The organism is Rhodococcus sp. NPDC056960, assembly GCF_042674125.1.
Lineage (GTDB): Bacteria > Actinomycetota > Actinomycetes > Mycobacteriales > Mycobacteriaceae > Rhodococcus_F.
In genome coordinates this window covers 36,846-53,653 of sequence record NZ_JBHURF010000035.1, presented here as the reverse complement: position 1 = coordinate 53,653, position 16,808 = coordinate 36,846, and the positions used below count along the sequence as shown (strand labels likewise).

At 65.6% G+C, this 16,808-nt stretch carries 17 protein-coding genes; 8 read left to right on the top strand and 9 right to left on the bottom strand.

The window, feature by feature from the left end:
• Window positions 1-8: 8 nt before the first annotated feature.
• Both ACFTWF_RS38515 and hisC read left to right on the top strand, forming a co-directional pair.
• Window positions 9-1,106 (top strand): 2-oxo acid dehydrogenase subunit E2, encoded by a 1,098-nt coding sequence (locus ACFTWF_RS38515; RefSeq protein ID WP_378466331.1) that lies wholly within the window; start codon window positions 9-11, stop codon window positions 1,104-1,106.
• A gap of 61 nt (window positions 1,107-1,167) precedes the next feature.
• Window positions 1,168-2,325 (top strand): histidinol-phosphate transaminase, encoded by a 1,158-nt coding sequence (hisC, locus tag ACFTWF_RS38510; RefSeq protein ID WP_378466330.1) that lies wholly within the window; start codon window positions 1,168-1,170, stop codon window positions 2,323-2,325.
• 55 nt (window positions 2,326-2,380) lie between these two features.
• On the opposite strand, the gene ACFTWF_RS38505 is transcribed toward hisC, so the two are convergent.
• From ACFTWF_RS38505 to ACFTWF_RS38490, 4 genes are all read right to left on the bottom strand, one after another.
• Complete coding sequence (locus ACFTWF_RS38505) at window positions 2,381-2,992, bottom strand: nuclear transport factor 2 family protein (protein ID WP_378466329.1); 612 nt, start codon at window positions 2,990-2,992, stop codon at window positions 2,381-2,383.
• Window positions 2,993-3,061: 69 nt separating this feature from the next.
• Window positions 3,062-4,285, bottom strand: a complete 1,224-nt coding sequence (locus ACFTWF_RS38500; protein ID WP_378466328.1) for an NAD(P)/FAD-dependent oxidoreductase — start codon at window positions 4,283-4,285, stop codon at window positions 3,062-3,064.
• The gene (locus tag ACFTWF_RS38495; protein ID WP_378466327.1) at window positions 4,282-4,605 is read right to left on the bottom strand and encodes a 2Fe-2S iron-sulfur cluster-binding protein; all 324 of its coding nucleotides are present in this window, start codon (window positions 4,603-4,605) and stop codon (window positions 4,282-4,284) included. Before ACFTWF_RS38495 ends, ACFTWF_RS38500 begins: the two co-directional genes overlap by 4 nt.
• A gap of 51 nt (window positions 4,606-4,656) precedes the next feature.
• Window positions 4,657-5,889 (bottom strand): cytochrome P450, encoded by a 1,233-nt coding sequence (locus ACFTWF_RS38490; protein WP_378466326.1) that lies wholly within the window; start codon window positions 5,887-5,889, stop codon window positions 4,657-4,659.
• Window positions 5,890-6,133: 244 nt separating this feature from the next.
• Between ACFTWF_RS38490 and ACFTWF_RS38485 the strand changes: the two genes are divergently transcribed.
• Complete coding sequence (locus ACFTWF_RS38485; RefSeq protein ID WP_378466325.1) at window positions 6,134-6,862, top strand: GntR family transcriptional regulator; 729 nt, start codon at window positions 6,134-6,136, stop codon at window positions 6,860-6,862.
• A gap of 81 nt (window positions 6,863-6,943) precedes the next feature.
• On the opposite strand, the gene ACFTWF_RS38480 is transcribed toward ACFTWF_RS38485, so the two are convergent.
• Window positions 6,944-8,248, bottom strand: a complete 1,305-nt coding sequence (locus tag ACFTWF_RS38480; protein ID WP_378466324.1) for an MFS transporter — start codon at window positions 8,246-8,248, stop codon at window positions 6,944-6,946.
• Window positions 8,249-8,631: 383 nt separating this feature from the next.
• Window positions 8,632-8,829: a hypothetical protein gene (locus ACFTWF_RS38475; RefSeq protein ID WP_378466323.1), complete on the bottom strand. Its 198-nt coding sequence runs from the start codon at window positions 8,827-8,829 to the stop codon at window positions 8,632-8,634.
• A 112-nt stretch (window positions 8,830-8,941) separates the two neighbouring features.
• Between ACFTWF_RS38475 and ACFTWF_RS38470 the strand changes: the two genes are divergently transcribed.
• Complete coding sequence (locus ACFTWF_RS38470; protein ID WP_378466322.1) at window positions 8,942-9,493, top strand: superoxide dismutase family protein; 552 nt, start codon at window positions 8,942-8,944, stop codon at window positions 9,491-9,493.
• Between the two features lie 223 nt (window positions 9,494-9,716).
• Complete coding sequence (locus tag ACFTWF_RS38465; protein WP_378466321.1) at window positions 9,717-10,046, top strand: ANTAR domain-containing protein; 330 nt, start codon at window positions 9,717-9,719, stop codon at window positions 10,044-10,046.
• A 38-nt stretch (window positions 10,047-10,084) separates the two neighbouring features.
• Here the strand turns inward: ACFTWF_RS38465 and ACFTWF_RS38460 are convergent, their stop codons facing one another.
• Window positions 10,085-10,498 carry a VOC family protein gene (locus ACFTWF_RS38460; protein ID WP_378466320.1) on the bottom strand — a complete coding sequence of 138 codons (414 nt, stop codon included), beginning with the start codon at window positions 10,496-10,498 and terminating at the stop codon, window positions 10,085-10,087.
• 442 nt (window positions 10,499-10,940) lie between these two features.
• On the opposite strand from ACFTWF_RS38460, the gene ACFTWF_RS38455 reads away from it, so the two are divergent.
• Window positions 10,941-11,165 carry a hypothetical protein gene (locus ACFTWF_RS38455; RefSeq protein WP_378466367.1) on the top strand — a complete coding sequence of 75 codons (225 nt, stop codon included), beginning with the start codon at window positions 10,941-10,943 and terminating at the stop codon, window positions 11,163-11,165.
• Here the strand turns inward: ACFTWF_RS38455 and ACFTWF_RS38450 are convergent.
• On the bottom strand, window positions 11,162-11,851 hold the full coding sequence (locus ACFTWF_RS38450) for an HAD family hydrolase (RefSeq protein ID WP_378466319.1): 690 nt from the start codon (window positions 11,849-11,851) through the stop codon (window positions 11,162-11,164). The genes ACFTWF_RS38455 and ACFTWF_RS38450 overlap by 4 nt on opposite strands.
• Window positions 11,852-12,252: 401 nt before the next feature.
• On the opposite strand from ACFTWF_RS38450, the gene ACFTWF_RS38445 reads away from it, so the two are divergent.
• Complete coding sequence (locus tag ACFTWF_RS38445; RefSeq protein ID WP_378466318.1) at window positions 12,253-12,474, top strand: hypothetical protein; 222 nt, start codon at window positions 12,253-12,255, stop codon at window positions 12,472-12,474.
• Between the two features lie 344 nt (window positions 12,475-12,818).
• Here ACFTWF_RS38445 and ACFTWF_RS38440 read toward each other — a convergent pair whose 3' ends face one another.
• A complete protein-coding gene (locus tag ACFTWF_RS38440) occupies window positions 12,819-15,500 on the bottom strand; it encodes an AMP-binding protein (RefSeq protein WP_378466317.1) in 2,682 nt (893 codons plus the stop codon).
• 253 nt (window positions 15,501-15,753) lie between these two features.
• On the opposite strand from ACFTWF_RS38440, the gene ACFTWF_RS38435 reads away from it, so the two are divergent.
• A complete protein-coding gene (locus tag ACFTWF_RS38435; RefSeq protein WP_378466316.1) occupies window positions 15,754-16,794 on the top strand; it encodes an iron ABC transporter substrate-binding protein in 1,041 nt (346 codons plus the stop codon).
• The last annotated feature ends 14 nt before the right edge of the window (window positions 16,795-16,808 follow it).

Genomic DNA, 16,808 nt, shown 5'->3' with positions numbered 1-16,808 from the left:
TAACACGAATGACCACGAATCAGATCGCCGCGACCACCGTCGTGTTGCCGTCGCTCGGCGAGAACGTCACCGAAGCCACGATCACCCGCTGGCTCAAAGCCCGAGGGGACCGAGTCGAGGCGGGCGAGCCGCTGCTCGAGGTCGCCACCGACAAGGTCGACACCGAAATACCGTCCCCCTCCGACGGCATCGTCGTCGAACTGCTCGCCGCCGAAGACGAGGTCGTCGACGTCGGCGGCGCGCTCGCACTGATCGGCGCCGCTGATACCGCTCCGCCACCCCCGCAACCCACCCCGTCCACACCCGCGTCCGCACCGGACGTCTCGACACCCGCCGCGATCGCGCCGCCGGTGGTGCCATCGGCGGCGACCGCGTCGCGCCCTGCCCCTGCCGATCACATCGAGAAGTTGCCACGGATCCGGCAGACCATCGCACGTCGCATGCTCGAATCTCTGCAGACCTCAGCGCAACTCACAACCGTGGTCGAGGTCGATGTCACCGAGATTGCCCGACTGCGCACCGCCCACAAGGACGAGTTCCACAGCCGTACCGGGGTGAAGCTGTCGTTCCTGCCATTCTTCGTCGCGGCGGCGGTCGCGGCGCTCGACGAGCATCCGATCCTCAACGCCTCGGTGAACCCGGATTGCACCGAGGTGACCTATCACGCCGCTGTGCATCTGGGAATGGCAGTCGACAGCGACAAGGGACTGATGGTGCCGGTGATCCGCGACGCCCACGCACACGACATCGCCACGCTCGCCCGAGCCATAGCCTCCAGCGCCGACACTGTTCGAACCGGAATGATCAGCCCGGACGATCTCACCGGTGGCACGTTCACCATCACCAACACCGGCAGCCGCGGCGCACTGTTCGACACCCCTATCATCAACCAACCACAATCCGCCATCCTCGGCATCGGGACTGTCGTCGAACGCCTCGTCCCCACCCGCGGCGAGGGCGGAGCACTACAGATCGAAGTCCGGTCGATGGCATACCTGTCGCTGTCCTACGACCACCGCATCGTCGACGGCGCCGACGCCGCCCGCTATCTCACCACCGTCCGGCAGCGATTGGAGTCGGGATACGATGCGGCAGTGCTGCAATGAGCGCCGCCACTGATGGCCACCGCGGGCATCAGGGCTTGCGACATTTTGCGAAAGACGAGAGATGAACGGTCAGTCGAGCGCTGACGAATCAGCCGAGGCACAGGGCTCTGGGCGCCGGGCTGGACTGATCCCCGCGCGCGATGCCGGCCGGGTCGGCCCGCGCCTGCGCTCCGTGCTCGCGGGGATCCCCGAGTACACACCCGGCAGAGCCGCCCCGGCGGGCGACCGGACGAGCTGGAAGCTGTCCTCGAATGAGAACCCCTATCCGCCCCTACCGGGTGTGTTGGATGCGGCAGTCGCCGCCGCCGGGCAGCTCAACCGGTACCCGGATCTGACCTGCGCCGTTCTGACCCGTGCTCTCGCCGAGCACTTGGACGTCCCGACGGATCACATCGCCTTCGGAACTGGTTCCATCGGCCTGATCCAGCAACTGGTGCAGATCAGTGCCGAGCCGGGGGACGAGATCATTTACGCCTGGCGTTCGTTCGAGTCGTACCCGATAGTCGCCGGGATCAGTGGCGCCCGCTCGATCCAGATGCCACTCACCGAGGACGAGGCTCACGACCTCGACGCAATGGCCGACGCGGTCACCGACCGCACGCGGCTGATCTTTCTGTGTACCCCGAACAACCCGACCGGTCGCGCGCTGCACCGGACGGACGTGGCGCGATTTCTGGACCGGATACCGGAGCGGGTGCTGGTGGTGATCGACGAGGCGTACGTCGAGTTCGTCCGCGATCCCGACGCTGTCAACGCACTGGACATGTATCGAACCCGGCCGAACGTGGTTGCCCTCCGCACCTTCTCCAAGGCATACGGTTTGGCCGGGTTGCGCATCGGCTACGCGGTCGCGCAGGAGCCGGTTGCCGCCGCACTTCGCAAGACCGCCGTCTCATTCGGGGTGTCCACCATCGCTCAAAGCGCCGCTCTCGCCTCACTGCAGCGGGAGGACGAACTTGTCGAAAGGGTGGCGCGGCTTGTCGCCGAGCGATCTCGGATGCGTGAGGCGTTGCTGGCTCAGGGCTGGAGCGTGCCGGACAGTCACGCGAACTATCTCTGGCTTCGCCTCGGTGAACGCAGCGATACGTTCGCCGCCGCGTGCGAGGTGGCGGGAGTGATGGTGCGGCCCTTCGCCGGTGAGGGTGTACGGATCAGTGTCGGCGAGCCCGGCGGGACCGACGCCCTGCTCCGGGTTGCAAGGGACTTTGCGCCACGCTGATCGTGCTCGGCAGCAACCATTTTCTCTCCGGACGCGGTGCAGGCCAACCGGGTGGCTACCCTGTGATGGCCGGGCTCTCTGCTGCCCAGGCGAAACTGGAGCGGTAGAGGTCCTCGACCTCGGCCGGCTGATCGTCACCGTACAGGTCGTCGGTGATGTCGTAACCACTCTGGACGAGGTAGTAGCCGAGGAACCGATACGGCGCGCGGACCGCCGCGAGCGCGGCCCGGTCGATCTGTGGAATCTCCCCGGGCACGGTCGGAACGAGGCTGTCACGTTCGTAGATCGGATCCAGGGACACGATCTGCCAGGTTCCGGACGTCTTTTCGAGTCGGTAGATCAGTCGGGTGAACGAGGTGAGGTCCGCCTCGACTCCTCCGATGACGTCCCGGAATTCGATTGCGGCCGAGATCTCGACAACGGCCCGCTCCCCGTGCACGGCGACGACGGGCGGGGACAGCCGGTGCGTGGCCTTCTGGCCTCGGCTGCTCATCTTCTGCGATTCGACAACGAATTGCGCGCCGGTGCCCCGAAACCAACTGAGCCGGATGTGCGCGTCGGGGTGTATGCACTCGCTCATTCGGTCCCACCACCCGCGGTCACGCGCTTGCCGTTCCCGGAGGACGATCTGGGTCACCTGTGTGACGTCATCGCTGTTGTCGTTCATGGCTGGACTCCTTCGGCAAAGTGAGGTGGTTGCACTTGGATGCGCCCCGGTTGGGGTGGCGCGGGACGGTCAGCCCGCGAGGCTGCGTGCCAGTGCACGCAGATCAACAGTGTCGTCTGCCTGGTCGGGGGTGAGGGTGCCGCCCGCGCCGAGAATCTTGCGCACGGTCAGATGCGTCATCGGGTCATTGATCGATTCCACTGCGGCAAGCTCGTCGCCGTGAAAGCGGAAGATGGAGAACTTCGTAGCGGTGCCTCGGATGACGGCGCGATCAGAGCGTGCAGCACGGCCCACGATTTGCAGTTTCATGCCGAACTGATCGCTCCAGAAGTAGGGCACCGCACTGTATGTCCCGGTGTGCCCGTAGATCCGTCGGGCCACGTAGCGTGCCTGATCGACCGCGTTCTGTATTGATTCGAGGCGGATTCGGTCACCGCAGGGCACGGGGAAGTTTGCGCAGTCCCCGACTGCGGAAATCCTCGGGTCGCTGGTGGTCAGATATTCGTCGACGACGATGCCGTTGGCGACGTCGAGGCCGGCCGCCGCCGCAGGCGCGACGTTCGGCACGACGCCGATGCCGAGGACGACGACATCGGCGGCGAGGCGCTGCCCACCCGAGGTGGTGACGGCGTGAACGCGTCCTGCGCTGCCTTCCAGTGCGGACACCGCAGTGGAGCAGATCACCCGAACGCCCTGCGCGGTATGCAACTCGGCGAGATACGCTGCGGCGGTGGCGGACAGGGCCCGGCTCATCAGAGTGGGCATCGCCTCGAGCACCGTGACGTCGGCGCCGCGTTTGCGGGCGGCGGCTGCGACCTCGAGTCCGATGAATCCACCGCCGACGACTACCACCCGGCAGCCTTCGCGTAGGTATTTGCGGAGCGCTTCGGCGTCGGCGCGGGTGCGCAGCTCCACCACCCCTCCGAGGTCCCGCCCTGGTATGTCGATGGGCCGGGGGGATGCACCCAGCGCCAGGACGAGATGGTCGTAGTCGAGGGCCCGGTCGTCGGCGAGGACGACTCGGTGGGTGGTCCGATCGATCTGCTTGACCGGGACACCGAGGTGGGTGGCGACCTTGTGCTCGGTGTAAAACGCAGGCGCGCGCAGGCTCAGACTGTCCGGATGCGCTGTGCCCACTAGATAGTCCTTGGACAGTGGTGGGCGGTTATACGGCAGATGGGGTTCGTCACCGATCAGGGACACGGCCCCGTCGAATCCGGACTCCCGTAGGGCGGCCGCGAGGTGGTGCCCTGCCGTCCCGGCGCCCGCGATGACGATGCGCGGTGCGTTCACAGCTGGGTTCGCGGTGTCTCGACGATCAGGCCGTCCAGGTCTTCGGACACGGTGATCTGGCAAGACAGCCGACTCGTCGGCCGAGATGGCTCCGAGGTGGATTCGAGCATTTCCTCCTCCATCTCGCCACGCTCGCCGACTCTCTGCATCCAGTCTTCGTGGACGTAGACATGGCAGGTGGCGCACATCATCGAACCACCACATTCGGCGACGATGCCGGCCACGTCACCTAACATGGCGGTCTGCATCAGGGTGGTCCCGGGGGAGGCGTCGACGACATCGTCGGTGCCGTCGTTGTGGAGGAACGTTACTTTCGGCATGACTGTTCTACCTTCGGATGGATGATTCTGGAAGTCGATGGCAACGAGATGTCAGACGGAAGCCGGGGCTGCTCGGTGCGCTGCATCCTGATGCGCACGGACGGGCAAACTCTCGAGCGCCCGCAGGGTGTTGTTGAGGGCGACGGCGGGCGGTCCGGCCAGTTCCCAGTGCGAGACCCGCTGCGCCAACTCGGTCAGCAGCGCCTCAGTTTCCAAACGGGCGACCATCTGCCCCGCACAGCCGTGGATTCCGGCGCCGAATCCGGTGTGACCCGCGGTTCGACGGGTGATGTCGAACCGGTCCGGCTCGTCCCACCGATCGGGGTCGCGGTTGGCGCCGGAGAAGAGCACCATCACCTTTTGCTCTGCTGGAATGGTACTGGTGCCCAGCACCGTTTCCTTCGTGGTGGTACGGAAGAAGCCGGTGACCGGTGAGTCGATGCGGACGACCTCGTCGAAGGCAGATCGAGCGAGCGAAGGGTCCTGCCGCAACATGTCCCACTGATCGGGGTGCTCGGCGAATCTACGGATCGCGAACCCGAGTGCGCTGACCGTGGTGTCGACACCGGCGGTCAGAAAGGAGCGGACCAACAGTGCGGCCTCGTCCTCAGTCACCTCACCTGTGTCCGCGGCCTTGAAGATCTTGGCGCCGAAGCCCCCGGGCGCCAGGGCTCGTCGTGCGCAGTTCTCGCCCACCCATTCACGGATCTGTTCGGCACGGTTCATAGCCGCCTCGAAACGAGGGTTACGCGGACCGAGCGAGTCGAACGTGATCCCGCCGTACGTGAGCAGATTTTCGCGATTGTTCGGTGGTAATCCCAGGGAGTCGGGGAAAACCTTGAGAATGTACGCCTGGGCGAGATCGGTGACCGCGTCGAAGGTTTCGGCTTCGACCAGCCGATCGGCGAGAACTGAGGCCTCGGCGGCGAACCGTTCCCGAAGTTCACGGAGGGCGCGGGGCGAGAGGATGCGTGTCAGAATTCCGCGCGTTGTGGTGTGAACCGGCGGATCGACTTCGAGGATGATGCTCGGCGCCCGCCACGGCTCTTCCTTCTTCAAGTTCGAGTAACCGACGCCCGCCGCATTCGAGAAGACGTCCGGGTTCTGCAGCACGGCTGTGACCTGGGTGTGCCGGGCGACCCCCCAGGCCTGGTATTTACGCAGATAGAAGACGTCCCCGAGCTCGCGGAGTTCCGCGAGAAATGGAAACGGGTCGGTCAGGAACTCGTCCGAAAACGGATCTATGTCGGTGCCCTGGCAGTCCTCGGGTGCTGACTCAGTCATGCAAAGTCCTCTCAGGATGATTCGTAGTGGTCAGCGGCTTGGCTGACGGACGAAGGAATTGGCACCGGCCCGATCGGTGCTCGGCGCGGCGACCTGTCTGCGGGAGAGCGGATCGCGAGCGCATCGTGGCGATCTTTTGTGACCCCACTCACGCTATGATCTAACTTATAAGTTGTCAAGATATTAAACAGGCTGGCGTGGGGAAGGCTTCGAGCTAAGATATAACCTCCTGGAAGGAGGGCATGTGTCCAGCGCAAAGACGAGCGTGCGATCCGTAGTGAGCCGCAAGGTCTCGGCTGTCGATCTCGTGTTGCACGAGATTCGGCGGGCCATTCTCAGCGGAGAACTCTCGCCGGGGCAGCCATTTACGGTGCCGGCATTGACCGAGCGACTCGGTGTCAGCCACGTCCCTGTACGCGAGGCGCTGCGCACACTCGAAGCCCAAGGTCTGGTGACCCTCAGCCCGTCCCGCAGTGCAGTCGTGGCTCCACTCGATCCGGACGATCTCCGAAACATCTTCCGTATCCGGTTGCGACTCGAACCCGAACTCGCTGCACACTCCGCGACGCTGCGATCCGACAAAGATCTCGATGAGCTCGGCGAGCTCGTTCGGGAGACCTTCTCCGCCAAGTCGGAAGACACCCACTGGGAGCTGCATCGACGATTCCACACCGCGTTGATCAGTCCCGCGGCCAACGAATGGGACCTGCGAGTACTCGAGCCGTTGTGGGACGCTGCCGAACGCTACATCCGGATCGTATTCGAGCCGTTCGAGGCCGCCCACGTGACAGTGGAGCAACGAGAACGCATCCACAACACGCTGTTGATCGCCGCCCAGAGCAGAGATCCCGAACAGATCCGCGATCAGCTTCACGAGCATCTGGAGAAGAACCTCGCCACCACGTTGAAACTGATGGAATCCATCGCGCCTCCCAACGCTTCGGCATGGTTCACCCAGCACGAACCTGCCTGAAACCTTCGGGTGAGGACCGAGTTTCGCTCGTCCGTCGCGGTAGATCCGAGACGGACGAGCGACTGTCAGCTACTCAGAAATTCAGGCCTGGACTCCCTCAGGGCTCGTGCTGATGACGGATACCTGTTGCGGTGCGGGCATTTTGATCGCTGCAACGAGGACGGCGCCGATCAGCAGCGGGATCGCGAACAGGATGAACAGTGACGACGGTGTCCAGGATCGGTCGATCAGGACGCCGGCCAGAATGGGCGAGATGATGGCCCCGAGCCGGCCGACCGCGGACGCCCAGCCGACGGCGGTGGCGCGGACGGACGCTGGGTAGCAGTCCGGGGCGAGTGCGTAGAGGCCGGTGGCGCTGGCGTTGACGAACGCACCGACCGCGACCGCCGCGAGGAGCGCGGTGGTGAGGCTCCCCAACGCCGTGCTCATCGCGAGGAAGGACACGCTCGCGCCGACGAGCGCCGCGGTGGTCAGAGTTCGGCTGGTGACCACGATCGCAAGGACGCTGAAGGTCACCGTGGCCGCCGCCCCGCCGAAATTGAGCAGCATTCCACCGCTGATGCCCTGCTGGGCGGACAGTCCGCTCTGCTGCAGGAGCTTGGGGGTCCAGCTCGCCGCGAAATAGAACGCCGCCATCATGATGAAGAAGGCGGACCCGAGGAGCAGCGAGCGGATTCCGTTGCGCCCACTGAAGATCGCCGCCTTCATGCCCTGCTCGGCCTGCGGTTCCGGTTTCGGCAGTTCGGCGATCGGGGTCAGTCCCATTTTCGGCAAGGTGGTGTTGATCGCCTCGAGTGCGCCCTCGGGACGGCGCACCAGCAGATAGTCGAGCGATTCGGGCATTCGTGCGTAGACGAGAACGAGCAACAGGAACGTCAGGACGGCGCCTGCGACGAAGCTGGCACGCCAGCTGAAGGTGGAGGTGAGCAGCGCGGCGACCAGACCGCCGATCACTCCGCCCAGCGGCAACCCGGTGGTGTACAGGGCGATCATGGTTCCCCGGCGGCGGCGGGGAGAGAACTCGGCGGTCAGGACCGGCAGGCTCGCCACCAGGCCGCCGATACCGAGCCCGGTCAGCAACCGGCACACTCCGAGCTGTGCGAAGCTCGTGGTGAGCGATGCCAAGGCCATCGTTACGGTCACCAGGAGCAGACATGCAAGGGTCAGCGGTCGCCGCCCGGTGCGGTCGGCCAGTGGGGCGATGAACGCCGATCCCAACGCCATACCGACCAGGGCACTGCTGAGCAGCAATCCGGTCTGGGAGCCGTTGAGCGCGAACTCCTGTGCGACACCGGAGGCAGCGAACGCCATCAACAGTAGGTCATAGCCTTCCGACAGGACGATCACGAGGCAGATCCCTACGACCATGACCTGATATTTGCTCATGGGAGCTTGATCTATGGATTCTCGGATGGACATGGGTGCGGCCCTTCTGTTTTGACGAATCACATTCGTGGTAGTGGCGTTTCGGGAACTCACTCAGGGAAGGCAGCGAGCAGGTCGGCACAGGGTGAGATGTTGCGGTTTCGGTGCCCGGACTCCGTAGCGTTCGGTTCGAAGAGGTCGCCGACGTGGAGGCGATCTCGCATTCGACATGTAGTTGTATTGAATTGCACTGCAACGTTGCCCGTGGTTTCGACTATCGCTCGACGGCTCGCCTCGACGGTTGTCGCCGCGAAATCCGTCCCCAACCACCCTCCTCGCCGGTGTGTCGGGCGACACTCGATGGGCTCGTTGTTACCTGACTCACTGGTTGAACGGGACTCACGCTAGAGATGGCAGCACTCGACGAATAGCCGCATTGCGCCCTCGATCGTCCGCTTCGCGAATGCGGCGAGAGTGGTATCCGCGTCCGGCACGGGACCGGACGCCGATACCGGGGTGCACCGTGGGGACCGGATTCCGGGTGACCACAGCACACCGGTGACGTCGTCCAGGGTGAAGGCGCGTTCGATGACCGTGGACACGAGTGGGAGCACCCACATGGTCGGCGGCGCCGGCGCGGTGGGTTCGCCGCTGATTCGGCGTCGCCGGGGCGGGATAATGGCCGAAGGTATAAACACTCGAGGCGCGATCGTGATGTCAGGCATATCCGTCATTGCTCTCGTCGCCGCCGGATGCGGCGGCGATTCCTCGACGGACGAGCAGGCCACCGTCGAGACCCCGCCGACGTCGACCGAGGCAACGACCAGTGTGTTGCTTCCCAGAACGGAGGGAGGGGCGTTTCAGCTTCCTGGCGAGGTCGGCGAGGGCAACGCGTTCACCTACGATCAGGCGGCCGTCCCGGTGGGCTCGTCGGTGGACGTCGAATCCGAGAAGGGAGACGGCCGCACAACGGTCACGTTCCACGCGACCGGCTTGGCACCCAACCGCGACTTCGGTGTGCACGTACACAAGCAGCGGTGCGGACCGCAGCCGTCGGATCCTGCCTATGCGAACCCTCGGAACGAGATCTGGCTCGACGTCACGACCGACCGGAGCGGCAACGCTCAATCGTCGACGGCCGTGGACTGGGAGTTCCGCGCCGACGAGGCCAAATCCGTGGTGCTTCACACACAACGGACGATGACCGGACCCGGCCAGGCCGGGACGGCGGGTGACCGTCTGGCGTGCATCGACGAGGACTTCTGATCGGCGAGATCCAGCAGTGGATCCACCGACTGAGACCGCTGCGGCAAGGTTGCGACGAACGGTTAATCCGTATCTGGACGTTTGTGTAGATGGCAGGGCCGGTGCCGGTGTGCTAGAACTGGTCGGGCATCGACAGTGACGTGACTCACATTCACGTCGGCTCGGGATTGTCTGCCGGCACACCGGCGAGTCCCGGCCGATGCACGAGAGCAAAGGACAACGCATGATCGAGGACACCGCCGAATCACTGCTGACCCCCGTTCCCGCCCCGACTCGCCTGATTCCCCGACGACGCCCTGATGGTCGCGAACTTCTCGCCACCGCGAAGGGCATCCTGATCGCAGCCCGCCGCTGCAGTGACGCCCAGGCGTTCGACGAACTTCTCGACGTATCCCGCCGTCATCACCTGACCGTGGTCGGTGCTGCCCGAAAGCTGGTCGACCTCGCTGCCGGATCGCCGTCCCAGCGGCGCGCACCCGACGCCGTCCGGTTCGAGGAGTGGGAGCAGCTCCTCGCCCAACTTCCCCCGCATCCGCACGCGCACGCGAGCTGACGCGCCAGCGCACCGACGGTACCCATCCGCTCAGGGACTCAGGTCACCGATTTGGCGACCAGTACTTCTCCTTCGAGACCGTCGGGATCTCGGAAGAAGATGCTCTGCACCGCGCCGAAATCGTTGATCGTTCCATCGCTCGCCCCGGTATCGATCAGTCGTTGCCGAATCGCAGTGAAGGCTTCTTGTGAGGCGGCCTGCAGGCCGACGTGGTCGATGCGACCCCGCCCCCACATGGGGGTCTGACGCTCGGCTTCGGTGTTGCCTTCGATCACGAAGATGTTCAGCTCCGTGTGGGGGCCGATCCGGATGCTGGTCATCGTCTCCGTGCCGTCGTCGCCGTGGGTACGGGTAGGTCCGACGTCCGCATCGAATACCTCGGCGTAGAACCGGCCCAACCGGGCGGCGTCCTTGGAGATCCACGCAACGTGGTTGATCCCATCGAGCAACATCGATGCCTCCGGTCTCTGATTTCGACGGCCATCTGTGTCACCAACCCTCGCACAGTCGTGACAACCCGGGCCATCGCCGATTTGTGAGGTGCCGACGCGAACTGTTCGCGCGGACTCGGTGATGAGGCAATGCCGGGATCAGATCGGATCACCAGTGCGGTTCGAATCAAGCAGGGCTGAAACGGATTTAGCTTCGGGCTGGTGAGGGGTGCGAGAGACCGAGCGGGCAGAGTCGCCACGTGCACGCGAGTCGTACAACCTCGACGAGTAGAGCCGTAGTTGTTTCGTTCGAGGCGGAGGTGGGGAATGCCTCCTGTATGTGATGACGGCCGAGGAAGCGGCCACAGATTCCAGCTGCTCGACACCGACTCGAGACCGGGCTCGGACGAGGAAACAGTCATCGACATCGTCGGCCGTTGAGCGTTACGGAAAGGAATAGATGATGACCGAGAGCAAGAAGGAATTCGTCGCACGTCGCCTCGACGAAGTGATCCATGAGTGGGAGGCGGACGCGCCGGCCGGAGATCCCGGATCCGAGGGATCGGAGGGCCCGCTGGTGACAGCGCAGCGCTATCGAGCCGAAATCGACACCGCGACCGACGGCCGCGTCGACGAGATCGCCGCTGCATATCCCGAGATCGCGCAGGCGTGGGCGTCGCGAGGTTAGAGGCCAAGCAACCGCGCCAGGGGACTGGAGTCGAGGTGGTCCAGTAGGTCCTGTGCGTCCTCGAACACGGCTTCCGCGCCGGCTGTCGCCAATTCGGCGCGGGAGATGCCGCCACTGAGCACGCCGATGAACGTGACACCGGCCCGGGACGCCGCTTTGGCATCCCACACTGCGTCGCCCACCATCACCGCAGTCTCCCCGGACGTGGACGAGCGCTCCATAGCTGCGTGAATCACTCCGGGATCCGGTTTCGCGTGATCGACGTCCGCGGCAGAGGTTGTGTGTGCGATGCACGAGTCGACCGACAGAACCTCCCGCAATACGTCGAGTTCCTCCTCGGGGGCCGAGGTGGCGAGGACGACCTGTACACCGCGGCCGTGCAGTTCTCGGATCAGCTCCCGGGCCCCGGCGAGCGGTTGCATGCTGTCCCGCGCGCCGAGGTAATACGTCTTGTGGAGATCCTTTGCGCGGTCTCCGAGCGAGTCCGCGTCGTCTCCGAGGAGCGCTTCCAGCAGAAGCGACGAATCCAGGCCGATCGCGCGGTGCACCCGCCACGCGTCCACGTCGTGACCGATCTCCCGGAACGCCCGTTGCCACGCCCGAACATGCAGGTAATTGGTATCGACCAGCGTGCCGTCGACGTCGAACAGCGCTGCCCGGGCGGAGGTCGGGGATTGCGGAGACATACGGTCGAGCAAACCACACGCCCACGCCCATGGTGCCGTGAAGGGCAGTCTCTTGAACGCCCCCGAACTGGTCATTGAGGTCGGCCCGGGTGTGGTTTAACGTGGAGGGTGCGGGCCGTATCCCGTCGGGTCGAGACTTGACATTCCGGGATACGACTCGCCGGGGGGCAGACCGGGTGGTCGATCCAGATCTCAGGAAAGCCGACGGACCGGCTTGAGCGCGTTTGCTCGCTGCCCCGGCGCCCCGGCACGGCCACGGACGAGCGCTCGTCGTACGGGTGGGAAGCGGTCCGCATCACCTACACGAGTGACGGCCAGGCCGACCGGCTTCTCGAAGACCTCCTTGTCATCCTCGGCGCACCTGACCCCGAGAAATGATGCTCAGCGGCCGAAGCGTCACGGTGAGATCACTGGCGTGTGGAGAGTTCCGGCGAATCTGGAACGGTGCCGATCTCTGGTGTCGATCACTCGGACTGACCCCAGTCCTGGTCCCGGTCTGGAAGGGATCGACCGACGCCGGCATCGGTGTGTGGGCCGACTCGAGCATCCAGGGAACCGAACCCACGCCTCTGGCCAACGCCACCACCGACTTCGACATCGAGACGATCGCTGCCCCGATCTGATCATTGCAGTCAACAACGCGATCGACGAGCCGCTGTACCGACAGCTCAGAGCTGTCGCGCCGACCGTGCTTCACCCCGCCGCCCGCACTGAAGGAGTGATTCGCCGGCAAACTCAACTTCGAGATCTCCGCCGAGAACTACGACCTTCTCGAATGCGACTACCTGCTGTTCGACAATTACGAGAAGTCGCGCGGCGAGATGGAATCACAGCCCACGTTCACCGGTCTCGACGTGGTCGAATCGGGAGGGTTGATCAGCTTGGATCCGATTGTCAGCGATGCGGTCTCGATGCCGAATCCCCTGACCATCCCGTTCGTCCTCGAGGATTACCTGGCGAAGATCAATCAGGCGATTGAGGCGTCGGCAACAATCTCCGGGGCTTCGCGCGGCGGCAGGCTTCCTCGCCGCCGAGCAAGTTGATTACCGCTGCTGTGGCGGCATCGTGCGGGTCCACACGCAGTTGGCGCGACTGCCGTTCTCGGCGTTCGGCGCGGAGACATTCGAGTCCTCGAAACAGTCGCGAGCAACCGGACGGTGAACGTCACTGCCTGCCAGTAGATGACGCCGGCCAGGAGTGAGAGGGCGAACGCCGGCCACGGGTACTTCTCGCGAAGCGGCAGGTACACCTCGAAGTGGGTCAGGTAGATGTAGAGCGACGCGCTCGCCAGGACGCCGGCGACCCGGATCAGTGCCGTCGGGCAGCGGACGGACCGCACCCACACCAGCAGGCACAGTCCGCCGATGACGACGAGTTCCCGTTGCGTGTCGCCGAAGAAGAAGCCGGGGACCGTCGCCACGATCGCCGCCGTGACGCAGAGGCGCCGGCGTACCGTTGTCGCCTTGGCGGCGGCCCAGCCGAGAGCGAACAGCCAGAAGACCACCGATGCGGTGAGGATGCGGTTGAGGCCGTCGTCGACGGGGACCACCGCGTAGCGGGTGAGGAGGCCGAGCGTGACGAGTCCCATCGCGAACGGGAAGGGGTACGTCCTCTCGGCGCGGTCGGCGAGCGGGATGGCGAGGACGGCGCCGGCGGCGAGCAGGATGTACACGATCGCCTCGACGAACCAGTACCGCCATTCGATGGTCCATCCGGGCGGACCGAGGATCCCGTTGAGCAAGAACGCGCTGGTGACACGGTATTCGCCGGTCACGGCGATGACGCACCCGATGAACACCATGCTCGGGACGGCGATCCGGCCCACACTCCGCAGGGTGCGGCGCATGCGTTCGGTTCGTTCGGCCTCGCTGAGGTGGAACCGGGCGAAGTTGTAGCCCGCGACGCCGAGGAGCACGTGCGCTCCGCCGAGGACCGCGAAGAGGTGGATGTGTGACCCGACGATCAGGACTATCGCGACCGCGCGGAGGAGAACGTTGGTTTCCACGGCCGGCCACCGGTGTCGGCGGCGCGGCGTGAAGTCCCCGATACGTGTGGTGTGCCAGTCCTCGGGGAGGTGGCCGATCATCTGCTCGAGCCGCACGGACATCCGCACGTAGGAGAGCGAGTCGCCGCCCAAGCTGACGAATGAGCTGTCGTCGGTGACGTTCGGGCAGTGCAGGATGTCGGCATACATCGCGCGCAGGGCGGCCGTGTCGGGACCGGGCTTCGGCGGGATGACCGTCGCCGGCTCGTGGCTGCGGGCGAGTTCGTGCACGGCGTGGAAGTCGGGCTTGCCGGTGGCCGTGCGCGGCAGTTCGTCGACGACGCACGCTCGGACCGCACCGACCGGAAGACCCGCGGCGCGCGCGGCGGCCTCGCGGGCGGCGGCCTCGTCGCCGTTCTCGACGGCCACGACGAGTTCGTCCGCACCGGGCACACAGCAGATCCGCAGCCCCTTCTCCGCGAGCCTCGACTCGACTTGCTGCAGATCGATCCGCAGGCCGTAGATCTTGGCGAAGCGGCTGCGCCGGCCGACCACTTCGTACAGCCCGTCGTCGCGCTGCCGGGCGAGGTCACCGGTGCGGAGTTCGCCGCCGAGGGTGTCGCCGAGCTGGAGGTCGTCCGGGGAATGCGCGTAGCCGAGCATCACGTTCGGTCCCGCATAGACCAGCTCGCCTGTCCCGGCCGGGCCGTCGGCGACGGGATCGAGGCGGAAGGTTCCACCCGGAATCGGACGGCCGATCGCCTCCGGGTGGCGGGCGGCGAGTTCCGGTGGCAGGTACGCCATCCGGGCGGTCGCCTCCGTCTGCCCGTACATGACGAACAACTTCCAGCCCCGCCGCCGGCCCAACTCGGCGTAGGCACGTACCCGGTCCGGAGCGAGCCGGCCTCCGGCTTGCGTGATGTAGCGCAGGTCCGGCAGCTCGGCACGATCGAATCCGGTCCGGTCGAGCAGATCGAAGGTGTACGGCACGCCCGCGAAGGAAGTGCCGCGGGCGGTCCGGAACAGCTCCCAGAACCGGGGGTCGGTGATCGGGCGCGGCGTCAGGATGACGCCCGCACCGCGGAGCAGGTGGCTGTGGATGACGGACAGCCCGTAGCAGTAATGCATGGGCAGCGTCGTCGCGGCCCGATCGGTTGTCGCGAGGTCGAGGTACCGCGCGATCGACTCGGCGTTGGCCTGGACGTTGCGGTGCGAGAGGCGGACCAGTTTCGGGGATCCGGTCGACCCGGAGGTGGTCAGCAGCAGTGCGAGGTCGGGGTGCAGCAGGTGCGCCGAGCCCGCGCGTACCTCCTCGAGCACCGCGTGTCCGGCACTGTCGCATCCGCGCACCACGACGTCCGGGCGGTACGCGGCGATCAGGCTGTCGAGGCCGTCGGGTCTGTCGCCCGGTGCCAGCAGCACCGGGTGTCCGGCCGACAGGGCCGCGAGGTAGGTGACGAGCAGATCGATCTTGTGGGCGCCGGCGATCAGGATCAGACGCCGGGTCTCGCCCAACCGCCGAGCCGCGCCCTCGACCCTGCCGGCCAGGTCACGGTACGAGACCGTGCCGTCCTCCGTGATCAGCGCGACGGCGTCGCCGTATCCGCCGAGCCGGCGTGCGAGGGGTACGCCGGTCCGTTCGACGCGGTCGGACGGGCTCGGCATCGGCCTAGTATATAAGGCATGCCGTACCTAACCCTTGGGGTGTCGTACCGAGGTCCGCAGCCGTACCACACCCGGGGCGGAAGGGTCGAATCGTCTGCGCCTTCAGGGCCTTCGACACCATCGGGCCGGTGGGCGGATTCGGTGATTCATTCGCACCCGCCACCCGGTTAGGGTTGGCAACCCTGCAGGTGGCAGAATTTTCGGGAGACAGTCGGGAGCGGTCCCGCTGCGAACGAGGACGGGCGGTCGAACGATGAGGATGCGGTTCGGACTGATGTCGGGGGTGGCGCTCGCTACCGCCGCGGCGCTGACGGTATCGGGGTGCTCGAATTCCGGTTCCGGCAGCGGAGCCGATTCGGGTGCCGCCAACACGATCACCGTCTACAACGCTCAGCACGAGTCGCTCACCCAGGAATGGGCGGACGCGTTCACCGCAGAGACCGGCATCGAGGTGGAACTGCGCAACGGCAGCGACACCGAACTCGGCAACCAATTGGTCGCGGAGGGCGACAAGTCGCCGGCCGATGTGTTCCTCACCGAGAACTCCCCGGCGATGACGCTGGTGGAGAACGCCGGACTGTTCGCCGACGTGAACCAGGACGTCCTCGCCCAGGTCCCGACCCAGTACCGGCCGTCGAGCGGCAAGTGGACCGGCATCGCGGCCCGCTCCACCGTCTTCGCCTACAACAAGGACCAACTGACCGAGGATCAGTTGCCGAAGTCGCTGCTCGACCTGCAGGATCCCGCCTGGAAGGACCGCTGGGCCGCGTCCCCGTCGGGCGCCGACTTCCAGGCCATCGTCAGTGCACTGCTCGAGCTCAAGGGCGAGGACGCCACCCGGCAGTGGCTGGCCGGGATGAAGGACAACGTCCGCACCTACAAGGGCAACGGAACCGTGATGAAGGCCGTCAACGCCGGGGAGATTCCGGGTGGCGTGATCTACCACTACTACTGGTTCGGCGATCAGGCCAAGACCGGTGAGAACAGCAACAACGTGGCATTGCACTACTTCAAGAACGAGGACCCAGGCGCGTTCGTCAGCGTCTCGGGTGGCGGTGTCCTGAAGTCGAGCACCAAGCAGGATTCGGCGCAGCAGTTCCTGAAGTTCGTCACCGGTCAGAAGGGCCAGGAAGTCCTGCAGACCGGGACGTCGTTCGAGTACCCGGTCGGCAGCGGTGTGCCCGCCAACCCGAAGTTGGTGCCGCTCGCCGACCTGCAGGCCCCGCCGGTCGACCCGGCGAAGCTCAACAGCCCCCAGGTCACCGACCTCATGACGGAAGCCGGTCTGCTCTGAATCTCGCACTGATC

Bases quoted from the DNA above. Each gene is read 5' to 3' on its own strand.
- ACFTWF_RS38515 (WP_378466331.1), top strand. From the start codon at position 9: ATGACCACGAATCAGATCGCCGCGACCACCGTCGTGTTGCCGTCGCTC.
- hisC (WP_378466330.1), top strand. From the start codon at position 1,168: ATGAACGGTCAGTCGAGCGCTGACGAATCAGCCGAGGCACAGGGCTCT.
- ACFTWF_RS38505 (WP_378466329.1), bottom strand. From the start codon at position 2,992: ATGAACGACAACAGCGATGACGTCACACAGGTGACCCAGATCGTCCTC.
- ACFTWF_RS38495 (WP_378466327.1), bottom strand. From the start codon at position 4,605: ATGCCGAAAGTAACGTTCCTCCACAACGACGGCACCGACGATGTCGTC.
- ACFTWF_RS38490 (WP_378466326.1), bottom strand. From the start codon at position 5,889: ATGACTGAGTCAGCACCCGAGGACTGCCAGGGCACCGACATAGATCCG.
- ACFTWF_RS38480 (WP_378466324.1), bottom strand. From the start codon at position 8,248: ATGAGCAAATATCAGGTCATGGTCGTAGGGATCTGCCTCGTGATCGTC.
- ACFTWF_RS38470 (WP_378466322.1), top strand. From the start codon at position 8,942: ATGTCAGGCATATCCGTCATTGCTCTCGTCGCCGCCGGATGCGGCGGC.
- ACFTWF_RS38465 (WP_378466321.1), top strand. From the start codon at position 9,717: ATGATCGAGGACACCGCCGAATCACTGCTGACCCCCGTTCCCGCCCCG.
- ACFTWF_RS38460 (WP_378466320.1), bottom strand. From the start codon at position 10,498: ATGTTGCTCGATGGGATCAACCACGTTGCGTGGATCTCCAAGGACGCC.
- ACFTWF_RS38455 (WP_378466367.1), top strand. From the start codon at position 10,941: ATGACCGAGAGCAAGAAGGAATTCGTCGCACGTCGCCTCGACGAAGTG.
- ACFTWF_RS38450 (WP_378466319.1), bottom strand. From the start codon at position 11,851: ATGTCTCCGCAATCCCCGACCTCCGCCCGGGCAGCGCTGTTCGACGTC.
- ACFTWF_RS38440 (WP_378466317.1), bottom strand. From the start codon at position 15,500: ATGCCGAGCCCGTCCGACCGCGTCGAACGGACCGGCGTACCCCTCGCA.
- ACFTWF_RS38435 (WP_378466316.1), top strand. From the start codon at position 15,754: ATGAGGATGCGGTTCGGACTGATGTCGGGGGTGGCGCTCGCTACCGCC.